This is a genomic window from Paenarthrobacter sp. NyZ202 (genome assembly GCF_049860755.1).
Classification (GTDB): Bacteria; Actinomycetota; Actinomycetes; order Actinomycetales; family Micrococcaceae; genus Arthrobacter.
Genome location: NZ_CP187556.1, coordinates 256,354 through 271,572 on the forward strand (window position 1 = coordinate 256,354; position 15,219 = coordinate 271,572).

The following is a 15,219-nucleotide window of genomic DNA, read 5'->3' on the forward strand; positions in this document are numbered from 1 at the left end:
TCCCTGTTCTGGATGGCGTGGTCCGCCGGTGCGGAACGGTGTTGGCTGACATCAACTGTAGTGGAAGGTCGCGGTCCGGCAGGCCGTGCGGCCACCCCGCCGGCCGGTTGTTCCGCGGGAGCAGAAGGTAAACTTGTTCGATGAGTGGCATTGCGCATTCAACCATCACGCTTCAGGGGCGGTTTGCCCGCGAACTCCAGGAGATGGCCATTCCCTGGCAGGCCGAGGACGCCCCGGAACCGCAGCTTCTGGTCCTCAACGACGCCCTTGCCGTTGAGCTCGGCCTTGACCCGGAATACCTCCGCAGCCCCGGAGGAGTACGGTTCCTCACCGGCAACCATGTCCCGGAAGGCGCCACGCCGGTAGCCCAGGCCTACTCCGGGCACCAGTTCGGCTGGTATTCGCCCCGGCTGGGTGACGGCCGTGCCCTCCTGCTGGGCGAGGTCGACTCAGACGGCGGCCTGCGTGACCTCCACTTGAAGGGGTCCGGCCGCACTCCCTTTGCCCGCAATGGTGATGGGCAGGCCGTGGTGGGACCCATGCTCCGCGAGTACCTCCTCAGCGAATCGATGCATGCCCTGGGGATTCCCACCACCAGGTCGCTGGCCGTCGTGGCCACGGGACGGCAGGTGCAGCGTGAGTCGCTCCTGCCCGGTGCCGTCCTGGCCCGGGTTGCCGGCAGCCACCTGCGCGTCGGCAGCTTCCAGTACGCCAGGAACACCAACAACCTGGACCTGCTGCGTCGCCTGGCCGACCACGCGATCGCCCGCCACCACCCTTCGGCGGCGGAGGAACCGAATCCGTACCTGGCCCTGCTCGAAGGGGTCATCGCCGTCCAGGCCAGGTTGCTGGCCCAGTGGATGCTGGTGGGCTTCGTCCACGGTGTCATGAACACGGACAACATGACCATCTCCGGTGAAACCATCGACTACGGCCCCTGCGCCTTCATGGAAGGCTTTGATCCGGGCGCCGTCTACAGCTCAATCGACGAATCCGGACGATACGCCTACCGCAACCAGCCGGTGGTGGCCGAGTGGAACCTGGCCCGGTTCGCCGAATCGCTGGCAGTCCTCATCCACGACGACCAGGACAAGGCCGTGGAACTGGCAGTGCAGGCCCTCAACGGGTTCCGCACGCAGTACAGCGCCGCGTGGTTCTCCGGCATGAAGGCCAAGATGGGATTGCCGGACCTTGATGACGAACAGGCCTCCCCCCTTGTGGATGACCTGCTCAAACTGGTCCAGGAAGCACCGGCGGATTACACCTCCTTCTTCCGGAATCTCGGCAAAGCAGCCCGCGGAGATGCCGGACCGGCGCGGGGCATGGTGCTGGACCTGCCCGCGTTCGACGAATGGTTGGCGCGGTGGCAGGCCCTGCAGCCCGACGCCGATGCCATGGACAGGGTCAACCCCCTCTACATCCCCCGCAACCACCTCGTTGAAGAGGCGCTCGCGGCTGCCACCACTGGCGACATGGAACCTGCCCGGCAGTTGCTCACCGCCGTGACCGCCCCCTTCGACGAACGGCCCGGCCGGGAACGTTACGCTGAGCCGGCTCCGGACGACTTCGGCCCCTACAGGACCTTCTGCGGCACGTGACAGTGCCCGCGGGATACGGCATGGCACACGTCACATGCGTCCGGTTTGGCGCCCGGCGGCGTGGTGGCCGGGCTGGCCCAGCCCGGCGCGCCTAGCCTAGAAACATGGCCAATCAGGGTAAGCAGTCCACCGTGCGCAAGTCCGCGCCGGCGCAAGGCGCTGCCCGCGGACAGAGCCGCCCCGGCGCCCGGCGACGTCCGAGCCCTGCCGTGTACCGCCGTCGACGACTCGTGGTGTTCGGCGCCTTGCTGGTGGTGGTCGCACTCCTCGTGGGCGGCGTAGTCGCCATTGGTTCCGCGCTGGCCGGCAGCCCTGCACCCCAGGCGACGGGCACGCCCGAAGCCAGCCAGGGCTCCACCCAGGACGCCGCGCCAACGGCCGCCGCTTCAGCGTCGCCGTCGGCCAAGCCCACCCCCGTGTGCGACTTCAACCTGATGACCGTCGCAGCCAAGACCGATAAGGCTGCCTATGGCGCGGATGAGAAACCCATGCTCACCATGACCATCACCAACGGCGGCTCGGCCCCCTGCGAAGTCAACGTGGGCACCTCCCAAATGGAGTACCTGGTCATGAGCGGGGCGGACCGGATCTTCTCCTCCAAGGACTGCCAGACCGGCGGCGTGGACCTCATCAAAACCATCCAGCCCGGCAAGAGCGAAACCGCCAACTTCCCGTGGCAGCGCAACCGCACCCTGGAAGGCTGCGCTGCGATCAACGCCAAGCCCGGCGCGGGCGGCGCCTACTACACGTTCGAGGCGCGGCTCGGGAACAAGTCCAGCCCCAAGGCTGTCTTCCAGCTCAACTGAGGTTCACGCGCCGGGGCGCTTTGGCTCGCGGATCGCTTAGGCTCGTGCCGGGTCGCTTCCGTTAAGGCACGACGGCGGATCCCGCCTTAAAGGAATCGGTCCAACAGGCTGGCCTCAGCCATGCGGCTCAAACCTTCGCGGACTGTGCGGGCGCGCTGATCGCCGATTCCATCCACGGTCATGAGGTCGTCGATGGTGGCGGCCATCAGGTTCTGGAGCCCGCCGAAGTACTCCACCAAACGGTCTGCGACAGCCTTGGGCACGGATTTCAACCCGGACAGCAGGCGGTAGCCCTGGGGCTGGACCACGGCGTCGAGTTGTTCCACGCCGCCGGCGAAGCCGATGATGTGGGCGATCCGGCTCAGGTCGATCAGTTCCGTGGGGCCGAGGTTGAGAAGCGCCTGGACGGACTCCTCAATGTCCTCGGGGGTGGCGTTGGGGTCGGCGTAGTCGCGGATGATGATGTCGCTGCCGGGGCCCCGGCCCATGGTGAGCTCTTCCAGCTGCAGGGACAGCAAACGGCCGTCTTCGCCGAGTTCCAACACGTACTGGGCGATTTCCTCTGAAATGCGGCGGACCATTTCCTGGCGCTGCAGCGTGACGGCGACGTCGCGAACCGTGACCAGCGCCTCGATCTCCAATGCCGAGAGGGAGCTGGTGACCTGGTCAAGCCTGGCGCTGTAACGCTCCAGCGTGGCCAGGGCCTGGTTGGCGCGGGCCAGCACTTTCTCGGAGCCTTCCAGGACGTGGCGCAGGCCGTTGACGTACAGCGCGATGATCTGCATGGACTGGCTCACGGAGATCACCGGGACGCCGGTCTGGATGGCCACGCGTTCGGCCGTGCGGTGGCGGGTGCCCGATTCCTGGGTTTCGATACTTGCGTCCGGCACCAGTTGCACTGCAGCCCTGACAATGTTGCTGGCGTCCTTGTCGCAGATGATGGCGCCGTCCATCTTGGCCAGCTCCCGGAGCCGGGTGGGGGAAAACTCGATGCCGATATCGAAGCCGCCGGAACAGATGGAATCGATGGTGCGGTCGTATCCGAGGACGATCAGGGCGCCGGTGCGGCCGCGGAGAATGCGTTCAAGGCCGTCACGGAGGGGAGTTCCGGGGGCGACCCTGGCCAGGGTCGCTTTGAGCGTTTCTTCCGGGCTCCGGGCCATACGGTCTTTCCCTTTCGAAGGTGCAAGCCACGGCTCACAGACAAGCTGGTTCTTCGCGTTCAGGGGCGCAGCAAAAATGCCCCAAAGGCGACTAGCACCATGATAGAGCTTCCCGGCACCGTTAACCGCACCAGCAAGCCCCAAAGTGGACCATTTTGTTATCAGCGAGGCGCTCCCAAAAGTGGGTTTCGGCCGGCGCCCGGCAGAGCCATTTGAGGGGTCAGTAGTCCACGTTGCGCTTCATTTTGTTGCCAAGCCAGAGCATGGCAAGGCTGACCACCAGGAAACCGATGGCGATCGCGATGGCGTAGAACACCACGCCACCCCACCCGCCGGCGCGGTCCGGGTTGATGAACCAGTACGGGTACCAGTTCACGATCGACCCGCGGACCAGGCTGTAGGTCAGATAGGCGACGGGGTAGATCAACCAGTACCAGATGTGCCGGAGCAGGAGTTTGGCCCGCGGCGACTGGAAAAGCCAGTCCACCACCATGACTACGGGAATCAGGTAATGCACCACGAAGTTGACCCACGGGACCATGGAGCCGAGGTCTTCCCCGGCCAGCAGCGCGCCGAAGACAATGCCCACCACGGCCATGGCGATGGTTGCCGTTCCCCTGGTGACGTCGTCAGCCTCGCTGGGTCGCTTTCCTACCAGCACCCGATATCCGCTGACCAGCAGCACAACCGCCGCGAAGATGTTGGAGAGATTGGTGAAGTAGCTGAAGAAGTTGCCGACGTCGTAGTTCAGGCTGATGTGGACCACCAGTTGGGTCGCCACAGCCACCAACGTCAGAATCCCAAAGAAAAAGCGTCCCCCGATAAGCACCGTCCGTTTGGTCATGCGTCCCATCCTTGCCGAACGCCCTTGCGGCAGCCCTGCGACACCCCGAAAGGGTTAAGTGATCAGCAGTTCCAGCGCCTCGGCCAGGTGGCCGACCTCCTTGACAGAGAAACCATCCGGAATGACGCCTGCGCCGGCCGGACTCGCTGGGACAATCGCGTGGGTGAAGCCCAGCCGGTGGGCCTCCTGGATGCGCTGGTTGATCCCCGGCACCGGCCGTACCTCTCCGGCCAGGCCCACCTCGCCGAATGCAATGAGCCGCTGGGGGAGTGCCTTCCGCGACTTCGCCGAAGCGACCGCCAGGGCCACGGCGAGGTCCGTAGCAGGTTCGCTGAGCTTGACGCCTCCCACGGTGGCTACATAGGAGTCGTCTTTATGAAGCATGCACCCGGCCCGCTGCTGCAGGACCGCCAGCAGCATGGCCACCCGGGAGCTTTCCAGTCCGCTGGTGGCACGCCGTGGCTGGGCATTGGCGCTTTCCGCCAGGAGCGACTGGACCTCGGCCAGCAGGGGGCGGCGACCCTCCATGGTGACAGTGATGCAGGTGCCGGACACCGGCTCCCGGGTCCGGGAAACGAACAGCCCGCTGGGGTCGGCCAGGCCTTCGATGCCGGCCTCGTTCAGGTCGAAACACCCGACGTCGTCCGTTGCTCCGTACCGGTTCTTGACGGCGCGGAGCAGCCTCAACCGGGAATGGCGTTCACCCTCGAACTGGCACACCACATCCACCAGGTGCTCCAGCAGGCGTGGGCCGGCAATGGTGCCGTCCTTGGTGACATGGCCTACCAGCAGGGTGGTCATGTTGCGGCGCTTGGCCGCGGCGATGATGGAAGCGGCAACCTCGCGCACCTGGGATACGCCGCCGGCACTGCCCTCCACTTCCGTGCTGCTCAGCGTCTGCACGGAATCAACAATCAGCAGCTTGGGTTCGAGCTTCTCCACCTGGCCCAGGGCCTGCCCAAGGTCCGTCTCTGCGGACAGGTAGAGGGTGTGCGCTACGGCATCGATCCGCTCCGCCCGGAGCTTGACCTGGGCAGCTGATTCCTCACCGGTGATGTACAGGACGTCCTGCCCCGTGCGGGCAAACTTGGCGGCGACGTCCAGCAGCAGGGTGGATTTCCCGACGCCGGGTTCCCCGGCAAGCAGGATCACGGCACCGGGAACCAGCCCTCCTCCCAGAACGCGGTCAAGCTCATCAACGCCCGTGGGCAGGAACGCTGCCGTGGTCCCGTCTACCTCCGCGATCCGGCGGGCAGGCTCCAGAACTGAAGCGGCCGCCGTCGTACGCGCAACAGTGGCGCCGTACTCTTCAACGGTTCCCCACGCCTGGCACTCACCGCACCGGCCCACCCACTTGATGGCGGTCCAGCCGCATTCGGAGCATTTGTAGGCAGGGGTCTTGGAAGCACGGGAGGTCTTTGAAGCCATGGATCCAAGGTTAGCCGCGGGGACTGACAGGATAGGTGCCAGGGGATCGGAAGCGGCAACGTGGCCTTGAAGCCGGCGGCGGCTGGGGGGAGAGTCTCGGTCTCAGAAGACTCTGTCGCCGCCGGCTTCGTCAAGGGCCGACCGCGCGGTGGCGGCCGGGGCATCGGCTCAAAGAGACCACCGATGCGGTTGTTGCGACTGTGGAAATCCGGCGATGCTTGGGGCTAACCGTTCTTCCAAGAAACAGTTAACCGCCCGGCGAAAATCAGTACACGAGTAGTTGGTACTCGATTAGTTCAGGCATTCCGGGGCGCCGGCACCCGTCCTGTACTCAGGTTGCCGGGGGCGGCTACTTGGTCAGTCAGCCGGAATAACGGCCTGGTCAAGCAGTTTCAAGGGCCCTGCCGTGCCGTGCAGCGTCCACAAAAATGGCAATGCCCGTCACGCCCAGTGCCACACCCAAGGATGCCACCACGTCGGTGAGCCAGTGGTAGCCCAGATACATCCGGCTGAAGGCGACCACCAGGGACAACAAAGCGGCCGCAGCGAAGGCAAGGACCGCCGTCGTCCGTGTGCCCGAACGCGAGACCAGCAGGTAGGTGAGGACCAGGGCGAAGATGCAGACGCCCATGACGTGGCCGGAGGGGAAGGACAGGGCGTCGTCCGGGCCCATCAGGAAGTCCGAGGACGGCGGGCGGGAGCGCCCCGCTTCGTGCTTGACGAGAGTGGTCAGCACCACGGACAACCCCATGGCACCTGCCAGGATGGCCGGGCGCCACACTTCCTTCTTCCACAGAGCCCAGCCGACGGCCACGGCAACGGTAAGTACGGACAACCACGGCGGGGAGGTGATGGTGGACAGCAACGCGAACAGTGCCGTGGCCCAACCGGTGCGCGAGTCCACCACGAAGGTGTGCACCGAAACGTCGGCAGTGGCCAGGCCGGACTCGGACATGACGGCGGCAAACATCAGCCAGAACACCACATCTCCTGCCACCAGCAAACCACCTGCCCACAGGAACAGCGGTTGCTGGCGCAGCCTGAGGGCGGGTGCGGCGCGGAAACGCGTCGGGGCGGCGGGGATCATCGCCCCATTTTCCCCCATGAAGCCGGGGCATCCCTAAACGCAGGGCGCTAGAGCGGCGGCAGTACCGCCCGGGCTTCGTCCGGCTCCACGCCACTGGCCTCCAAAAGATCCACCATGAGCGGGCGGAACAGCATGACCACGGTTTCGCCCTCGAGCCTTTGGACATCCAGCATCTTGGGGTGCAGCCGGGACGCGATCACGGACAGATCGGTCCGGGCACGCCTCAGGTGCACCCGCCGCGCCCCTTCACTCTGCTCGGACAGGCCGATATTGAGTTCGTCCACGGCGGCGGCCGTTTCCTGGAGGACCTCGGCGATGCTGTCGATCGCCTCATCGGACAGGGCTGCGTGGTTGATGGCACTGGTCAATCGCCTGGCGAAGACCCGGCTGTTCCGGAGCGCCAGGTCGATGTACTCCAGCGAATGCTCAAGGCTGGCCAGCTCATCCCGGTGCCGTCGGTGCGCAGGAGCCAGCGTGGCCACCTCACCGGACGCCCGCAGCGTCTGCCGCATCCGGTCCACCAGCGGCTGGCAGTTACGGCCCCGGATCAGGGCATGCCAGGCGGCCGTGGAGTCGCTTTCGATCATCGCCTTGGCGCACTCGCGCAGCACTTCCGAGAGTTCATGCAGGATCTTCTGGACATCCTTGCGCGGCTCGCGGCGTGGATCCTTGGGCACCAGGATGGTCACCAGGAGCGCAAACACGCCCCCGATCACGGCATCCAGGCTGCGTGTGAACGGCCCGCCGGCCGGTGCCGGCAGCAGCACCACCAGCAGCGACTGAAGTCCCAACTGGGTAGTGAAGATGGTGCCGCTGTCCAGGAACCTGGCCAGCAGGATGGAGAAAAGAAGTACGACGGCGGCCTGCCAGATTCCGGCGCCCAGCCAGTGGAGCAGCAGGTCGCCAACGACGATCCCCAGCGTGCAGCCAAGGCCGACTTCGATGACCCGCCGCAGGCGCGGGTCGCGGGAGAATCCAAGGGCAATCAGAGACGAGGTGGCCGCGAACAGGGGACCCTGGTGGCCCAGGACGTACTCCGCAAAGGCATAGGCGCCTACCGCGCACACGGTCATCTGGATCGCGGGGACCAGGGACGTGCGGCTGCGGACCAGGCCGGTGCGGAACCGTGCCCGCACGAATCTCTTGCTTGCGGAAAGTCCCTTCACGGCGGCCATGCCTTCCAGTCTATTTGCCGCAGCCCGCACCCGAACGGGACGCGGCGCCCCACTCAAGGTGGCGCGCGCCACTTAACCCAATGGTCCGCCGTCGTTCACCTTCCGTTCACTTTCCACAACAGGTCCCGTTACCTGCGCTCTTTACCTTCAGTAAAGGAACGAAAAGGTCCTTAGCTCGCGCACGCCGAAATCTCCGTTCGGCCCGCATCGAAGAAACCCTGGAAGGGGCACATCCAAGTGAAGGCAACTCACTTCGGCCGCAACGCGGCACTCGCGGTCATCGCAGCCGGCGCTCTGGCGCTCACTGCCTGCGGTTCAGACAACGCAACCGGCACCTCGGCCGGCACCCAGTCTGCTGCATCCGGCGCCAACGTCACCGGTACCCTTACCGGCATCGGCGCTTCCTCCACCGGCGCAGCCATGGACGCCTGGAAGGCCGGCTTCTCCGCCGTGAACCAGGGCGCCACCGTTCAGTACTCCCCGGACGGCTCCGGCGCAGGCCGCAAGGCCATCATCGACGGCTCCGCCCAGTTCGCCGGTTCCGACGCCTACCTGAAGGACGAGGAACTGGAGAGCTCCAAGGCCAAGTGCGGCCCCGACGGCGCCATCAACATCCCGGTGTACATCTCCCCGATCGCTGTCGCCTTCAACGTCCCCGGCGTCACCGACCTGAAGCTCGACGCAGCAACGGTCGCCAAGATCTTCCGCGGCCAGATCACCAACTGGAACGATCCCGCGATCGCCGCCCTCAACGAAGGCGTTACCCTGCCTGACCTCAAGGTCACCCCCGTGAACCGCTCCGACGACTCGGGCACCACCACCAACTTCACCGACTACCTGGCAGCTGCTGCTCCCGAGGTCTGGACCGACAAGGCTGCCGGCGTGTGGCCCGCCAGCCTCCAGGGCGAGAACGCCAAGGGCACCTCCGGCGTCGTCAAGACCGTTACCGACACCCCCGGTGCCGTGACCTACGCTGACGACTCCGCTGTCTCCGGCAAGCTGGGCACCGCGTCCATCAAGGTCGGCGAGGAATTCGTCAAGATCTCCGCAGAGGCTGCTGCCAAGGCTGTCGAAGCCGGCGCTCCCGTCGAAGGCCGCGCAGCCAACGACGTAGCCATCAAGCTGGACCGCAAGACCACCGCTGCCGGTGCCTACCCGGTAGTCCTCGTCTCCTACCACGTTGTTTGCACGACGTACGAGACCAAGGAAGTTGCCGACCTGGTCAAGGCCTTCGAGTCCTACGTTGTCTCCGACGAGGGCCAGAAGACCGCTGCTGACGCCGCCAAGTCCGCACCGCTGTCCAAGGCGCTGCAGGACAAGGCCAAGGCTGCCATCGAGACCGTCAAGGCCAAGGCCTGAGGGTTCCCCGGTAGGTTCGCCTGAACCCGGCTGAACACTGAAGTTCCCTGTCCCGCGGAGTGGCTGAAGAAGCCGCTCCGCGGGCCGGGGAACTAGCCATGTATGACCAGTTCACTGAAACCTGAAGGATCGTGAAGTGACCACCAACTCCCTGACAACCTCCCAAGGCGCCGGACGCGCCGGGGACAAGGTTTTCTCCGGGGCCGCCCTGGCCGCAGGGTGCCTTATCCTCGCGGTCCTCTTCGGGGTTGCGTTGTTCCTCGTAGTCCAGGCGATCCCCGCGCTGACCGCCCCTGCGGCGGACATCCAGGGCGGCAACGGCTTCTTTGCCTACATCGCCCCGATCGTGGTCGGCACGCTGATCGCCGCCGTGATCGCCCTCATCATTGCCACGCCGGTGGCCATCGGCGTCGCCCTGTTCATCTCCCACTACGCACCCCGCCGCCTGGCATCCGGGCTCGGCTACGTGGTGGACCTCCTGGCCGCCATCCCTTCCGTGGTGTACGGCGCCTGGGGCGCTGCGTTCCTGGCCAAGGAAATCTCGCCCGCCTACGACTGGCTGGCCAACAACATGGGCTGGCTGCCGATCTTCCAGGGTCCGGCCTCCGCAACCGGCAAGACCATCCTCACCGCCGGCATCGTCCTCTCCGTCATGGTCCTTCCGATCATCACCTCCCTGTCCCGCGAAATCTTCCTGCAGACCCCCAAGCTGCACGAGGAAGCCGCGCTGGCCCTGGGAGCCACCCGCTGGGAAATGATCAAGATGGCCGTCCTGCCGTTCGGCCGCCCCGGCATCATCAGCGCCGTCATGCTCGGCCTGGGTCGTGCCCTCGGTGAGACCATGGCCGTTGCCCTGGTGCTCTCCTCCGGTGTCCTGACCGCCAGCCTCATCCAGTCCGGCAACCAGACCATCGCCGCCGAGATCGCCCTGAACTTCCCCGAAGCCAGCGGACTCAAGGTCAACACGTTGATCGCTGCGGGCCTGGTGCTGTTCGTCATCACGCTCGGCGTCAACATGATCGCCCGCTGGATCATTGCCCGGCACAAAGAATTCTCGGGAGCCAACTAAATGACCGCCACAGTAGTCCGTAAGCGCTCGGCGCTCACCAAGGGGCAGCTGCCCAGGTTCGCACCGTATGTCGTCCTTGCCGTTGCACTGATCGTCGGCGCGGCCATCCTTGCCCTCATCGGCTTCAATGCCTTCGGCTGGGGCATTGTTTCGGCCATCCTCTTCACCATCGGACTGGTTTCCTGGAGCGGCGCTGTTGAAGGGGCCCGCAAGGCCAAGGACAAGCTGGCCACCTGCCTCGTGGTCGGCGCCTTCCTGATTGCCCTGCTTCCGCTGATCTCCGTGATCTGGACCGTGCTGGTCAACGGCATCCCCGGCCTGGTCACGCCCGGTTTCCTCTCCACGTCCATGAACGGTGTCACCGGCGTCTACGACAACCGGGCAGCCGAAGAGGGCGCTCCCGTGCTGGGCGGTATCTACCACGCCGTGCTCGGCACCATCCAGATCACGCTGCTGGCCACTGTCATCTCCGTGCCGGTTGGCCTGCTCACCGCGATCTACCTGGTGGAGTACGGCAACGACCGCCCGTTGGCCCGGGCCATCACGTTCTTCGTGGACGTCATGACCGGTATCCCGTCCATCGTGGCCGGCCTTTTCGCTGCGGCTTTCTTCTTCGCACTCGTAGGCCCCGGCACCAAGACCGGTGCGGTAGCCGCCGTCGCGCTTTCAGTGCTGATGATCCCGGTGGTGGTCCGCTCCAGCGAGGAAATGCTCAAGATCGTCCCGAACGAACTCCGCGAAGCGTCGTACGCGCTCGGCGTGCGCAAGTGGCGCACCATCACCAAGGTGGTTATTCCGACGGCGATCTCCGGCATCGCATCCGGTGTCACCTTGGCCATTGCCCGGGTTATCGGCGAAACCGCCCCGATCCTCGTCACCGCAGGCTTCGCCACCACCATCAACAACAACGTGTTCGGCGGCTGGATGGCCTCCCTGCCCACGTTCATTTACACCCAGATCCTCAACCCGACGTCGCCGTCCAACCCTGGTCCGTCAGACCAGCGTGCCTGGGGTGCCGCCTTGGTGCTGATCATCCTGGTGATGCTCCTGAATCTCGGAGCACGCCTCATCGCCCGCATCTTCGCTCCCAAGACGGGCCGGTAACCGGGCGGGCAGCATTGCTGCCCACTACACACTTCCAAACCCCCCCAAGGAAAAAAGGAACACCATGTCCAAGCGCATCGACGTCAAAGACTTGAATGTCTACTACGGCAACTTCCTGGCCGTACAGGACGTGAACATCAACATCGAAGCCAAGTCCGTCACCGCCTTCATCGGCCCGTCCGGTTGTGGCAAATCCACCTTCCTCCGCACGCTGAACCGCATGCACGAAGTCCTGCCCGGCGCCCGGGTTGAGGGTGAAGTCCTGCTCGACGGCGACAACCTGTACGGACCCGGCGTGGACCCCGTGACCGTCCGCACCCAGGTGGGCATGGTGTTCCAGCGCCCCAACCCGTTCCCCACCATGTCCATCCGCGACAACGTGCTGGCCGGGGTGAAGCTGAACAACAAGAGGATCTCCAAGGGTGCTGCTGACGCGCTCGTTGAGAAGTCCCTGGTAGGGGCCAACCTGTGGAACGAGGTCAAGGACCGCCTGGACAAGCCCGGCTCGGGTCTTTCCGGTGGCCAGCAGCAGCGACTCTGCATTGCCCGCGCCATTGCCGTGGAGCCGCAGGTGATCCTCATGGACGAGCCGTGCTCCGCCCTGGACCCCATTTCCACCTTGGCCGTTGAGGACCTCATCAACGAGCTCAAGGACCAGTACACCGTGGTGATCGTGACGCACAACATGCAGCAGGCTGCGCGTGTGTCGGACAAGACGGCGTTCTTCAACATCGCCGGCACCGGCAAGCCCGGCCGACTGATTGAGTTCGCCGACACCACCACCATCTTCAACAACCCCTCCCAGAAGGCCACGGAAGACTACGTCTCCGGCCGCTTCGGATAAGGGTTGCAGGTTCCGGCTTCAGGGGGGAGCCGGCAGTGACAACGACGGCGGCCGTCGCCTTGGGGGTACGGCCGCCGTCGTTTTGTCATACCGTCATACCCGCTCCCGCCACCCACCTTTTTACCCAACTAGTACGAAAGTAGTGGTGGGTTAGGCTGCGGTGACCGGGGTGATGGTGACGTTGTAGCCGAGGTTGTTGAGTTGTTTGATGGCGTTGTTCTTGGCTCTGGTTGGGTTGATCCTGTTGAAGTGGTCGGCGCCGGGGTCGGTGTAGCACTCGCCGTTGCGGAGCATGTGCCAGGCCGCTGTGAGGATGGAGTGTTCGATGGCGACGAGGGCTTTGTTGGTTCCGGAGCGGGCGGTGATGCGGCGGTATCTCGCGGCGAGGTAGGTGTTTTTGGATCGGGTCGCGGACATGGCCGCGGTGCCGAGTGCTGCTTTGAGGTATTTGTTGCCGGGCATGATGTGGCTGGATTTGATCCTGCCGGCGGATTCGTTGGCGCTGGGGCAGACCCCGGCCCAGGACGCGAGCCGGCCCGGGGTTTCGAACACGCTCATGTCCGCTCCGGTTTCGGCGATGATCACTTCGGCGACTCGTTGGGATACTCCGGGGATGGTGGCCAGGGCTTCCCTGGCCTCACGAAAGGGTTCCATCGCCTCCTCAATGCGTGCGGTGAGGGTATCGATGGTGCGGGTGTGGGCGTCGATCTGGTCCAGGTGCAGTCGTGCCATGAATGCGTGGTGGGGTTTGAACCTGCCGGTGAGGGCGTCGACCAGTGCCGGGATTTTCGAGCGCAGCATTCCACGGGCCATCCCGGCCAGCACCTCGGGGTTCCGTTCGCCGTTGATGAGGGCTTCGAGCATGTCCCGGGAAGAGACCCCGGTCAGGTCTGAAACCACGGAAGAGAGTTTGATCCCGGAGCTTTCCAGGAACTTCTCCAGCCTTTGGATTTCCCGGGCCCGGTCGCGGGTGGCGATGGCGCGGGCCCGGGTGAGGTCCCGCAGTTCGCGGATGGGTTCGGGCGGCACGAATGATGCCCGCAGCAGCCCGTGCGCGGCCAGTTGGGCCAGCCACGCGGCGTCGGAGACATCGGTTTTGCGTCCCGGGATGTTCCGGGCGGCTTTGGCGTTGACCAGCATCACCGGCAGGGTTTCTTCGAACAGGTAGAAGAACGGTTTCCAGTAATCGCTGGTCGCTTCCATCACCACAACAGTGACGTGTTCGCGTTCGAGGAACTCCCGAAGTTCCAGGATCGCGTGCGTGGTCGCGCCCCAGGTTGTGACCTTTGAGGTGTAGGTCCCTGCCCGTTCTCCGGGGACCCGCACGCAGACCTTCGCGTCGCGTTTGGAAATATCCATTCCCGCGGCCCGTTCATGAACAATGTCCATTCCAGCTTCCCTTCAATACATCCAGTTACCGGCGTCGTCTCGGGGAGGACAGGGAGAATATTCAGGAATCTAGTACCCGTGCTTGAAAGCAACAATCCACGGTTCCCGTGGAAGTCCTCCACGCCACGCTGGGTCACGGACTCAAGGCACCAAGTTGGGCCAGCGTTCACCGAGACGAACAATCCCATGATCAACCCGTATGGGCAGAGCCCACCAGAGCCCAGGCGAGCCAACCGCATACTTTCCCGGATCACGGCGCGCCGAAGGCACTCACACGCTGGGTCGCATTTGTGCGCGTTTTGAGCCCGCTAAACGTGCTTAACTGCGACCTAGTTGGGGAGGTCTGCGAGGGGAGAGAACGCGAGCTCCAGGATGAACGCGACGGCGGCCGTGACCAGGGGAGTCACGAGCCAGAAGAGCAGGATCCGGCGGACCACCCGGCGGTTCACGACGTGGAAGCGCTGGTTGGTTCCGGCGCCCAGCACGGACGCTGTCAGGGTGTGGGTGGTGGACAACGGGAAGTGCAGCCCGATCGCGCCGACAAAGAGCATCACGGACGTCAACGTCTGCGCGATGAAGCCCCTCTGGGGATCGACGCGGATGAGCTTGTGGCCCAGGGTGTGGGAAATCCTCCACCCGCCAAACAGGGTTCCCGCCGTGAGCATGATGGCCGTCAGGAACAGGATCCAGAAGGGTACGTCGTCCCCGGAATCGAGGCCCGCGGCCACCAGTGCCAGCAACAGGACGGCGGTAGTACGTTGGCCATCCTGCAGTCCATGGCCGAACGCCACCGCCGCCGAAGACACTGCCTGCGCCCGGCGGAAGCGCCTGTTGATCACGCTGGGCTGGGCGTAGCGGGCCGCCCACGTCACGGGCCACACCAACAGGTAGGCAGCCACGAAGGCCACCAGGGGCGAGACCAGCAGCGGCAGCACCACTTGCCCCACCAGTGCCGAGTCCACGCCGTCAATGAAGTTGCCGCCCACCGAGATACTCGCCAAGCCTGCACCCACCAAGCCACCCATAAGCGAGTTCGTAGAGGACAGGGGGATGCCCCGCCACCACGCATAAACACCCCACAGGATGGCTGCCGTCAAGGACGAGGCCAGCATGGTGAGCCCGCTGATCCCGGAGGGAAGGGAAATCCATGCCTGGGTGAACGCCAGCACGAAGCCGCCGCTCAGCATGGCGCCCACAAAGTTGAAGATCACGGCGAGCAACACCGCGATGGACGGCGTGAGCGCACGGGTCCTGGTGGACAGGGCCACGGCATTGGAGACGTCGCGGAATCCATTGAGGAACGCGAATCCTGCGGCCAAGCCCACCACCAGGAACAGGATTGCAGTGGTCACG

General features: G+C 65.0%; 13 protein-coding genes. 6 read left to right on the forward strand and 7 right to left on the reverse strand.

Annotated features, from left to right (window positions below):
- Positions 1-140: 140 nt before the first annotated feature.
- Both ACPFL9_RS01245 and ACPFL9_RS01250 read left to right on the forward strand, forming a co-directional pair.
- Entirely contained in the window at positions 141-1,598 is a 1,458-nt protein-coding gene (locus tag ACPFL9_RS01245; RefSeq protein WP_426005309.1) for a protein adenylyltransferase SelO, read from the forward strand.
- Positions 1,599-1,702: 104 nt separating this feature from the next.
- Positions 1,703-2,404, forward strand: coding sequence for a hypothetical protein (locus ACPFL9_RS01250; protein ID WP_426005311.1), 702 nt, complete (start codon positions 1,703-1,705; stop codon positions 2,402-2,404).
- 86 nt (positions 2,405-2,490) lie between these two features.
- Here the strand turns inward: ACPFL9_RS01250 and disA are convergent, their stop codons facing one another.
- From disA to ACPFL9_RS01275, 5 genes are all read right to left on the reverse strand, one after another.
- The gene (gene disA / locus ACPFL9_RS01255) at positions 2,491-3,567 is read right to left on the reverse strand and encodes a DNA integrity scanning diadenylate cyclase DisA (protein WP_426005313.1); all 1,077 of its coding nucleotides are present in this window, start codon (positions 3,565-3,567) and stop codon (positions 2,491-2,493) included.
- A 220-nt stretch (positions 3,568-3,787) separates the two neighbouring features.
- Complete coding sequence (locus tag ACPFL9_RS01260) at positions 3,788-4,411, reverse strand: Pr6Pr family membrane protein (RefSeq protein WP_426005315.1); 624 nt, start codon at positions 4,409-4,411, stop codon at positions 3,788-3,790.
- Between the two features lie 54 nt (positions 4,412-4,465).
- The gene (gene radA, locus ACPFL9_RS01265; RefSeq protein WP_426005317.1) at positions 4,466-5,839 is read right to left on the reverse strand and encodes a DNA repair protein RadA; all 1,374 of its coding nucleotides are present in this window, start codon (positions 5,837-5,839) and stop codon (positions 4,466-4,468) included.
- Positions 5,840-6,221: 382 nt separating this feature from the next.
- Positions 6,222-6,926, reverse strand: coding sequence for a phosphatase PAP2 family protein (locus ACPFL9_RS01270; protein WP_426005319.1), 705 nt, complete (start codon positions 6,924-6,926; stop codon positions 6,222-6,224).
- Between the two features lie 47 nt (positions 6,927-6,973).
- Complete coding sequence (locus ACPFL9_RS01275; protein ID WP_426005321.1) at positions 6,974-8,101, reverse strand: FUSC family protein; 1,128 nt, start codon at positions 8,099-8,101, stop codon at positions 6,974-6,976.
- Positions 8,102-8,338: 237 nt separating this feature from the next.
- Between ACPFL9_RS01275 and pstS the strand changes: the two genes are divergently transcribed.
- The 4 genes from pstS (at position 8,339) to pstB (ending at position 12,477) form a co-directional block, all read left to right on the forward strand.
- Positions 8,339-9,460, forward strand: coding sequence for a phosphate ABC transporter substrate-binding protein PstS (gene pstS / locus ACPFL9_RS01280; RefSeq protein ID WP_426005323.1), 1,122 nt, complete (start codon positions 8,339-8,341; stop codon positions 9,458-9,460).
- Positions 9,461-9,596: 136 nt separating this feature from the next.
- On the forward strand, positions 9,597-10,529 hold the full coding sequence (gene pstC / locus ACPFL9_RS01285; RefSeq protein ID WP_426005325.1) for a phosphate ABC transporter permease subunit PstC: 933 nt from the start codon (positions 9,597-9,599) through the stop codon (positions 10,527-10,529).
- Complete coding sequence (gene pstA, locus ACPFL9_RS01290) at positions 10,530-11,633, forward strand: phosphate ABC transporter permease PstA (protein ID WP_426005327.1); 1,104 nt, start codon at positions 10,530-10,532, stop codon at positions 11,631-11,633.
- Positions 11,634-11,697: 64 nt separating this feature from the next.
- Positions 11,698-12,477: a phosphate ABC transporter ATP-binding protein PstB gene (gene pstB, locus ACPFL9_RS01295; RefSeq protein WP_426005329.1), complete on the forward strand. Its 780-nt coding sequence runs from the start codon at positions 11,698-11,700 to the stop codon at positions 12,475-12,477.
- 150 nt (positions 12,478-12,627) lie between these two features.
- Here pstB and ACPFL9_RS01300 read toward each other — a convergent pair whose 3' ends face one another.
- Together ACPFL9_RS01300 and ACPFL9_RS01305 are read right to left on the reverse strand one after the other, a co-directional pair.
- On the reverse strand, positions 12,628-13,866 hold the full coding sequence (locus ACPFL9_RS01300; RefSeq protein WP_426004607.1) for an IS110 family transposase: 1,239 nt from the start codon (positions 13,864-13,866) through the stop codon (positions 12,628-12,630).
- A gap of 329 nt (positions 13,867-14,195) precedes the next feature.
- Positions 14,196-15,218, reverse strand: a complete 1,023-nt coding sequence (locus ACPFL9_RS01305) for an anion permease (protein WP_426005331.1) — start codon at positions 15,216-15,218, stop codon at positions 14,196-14,198.
- Position 15,219: the final 1 nt, after the last annotated feature.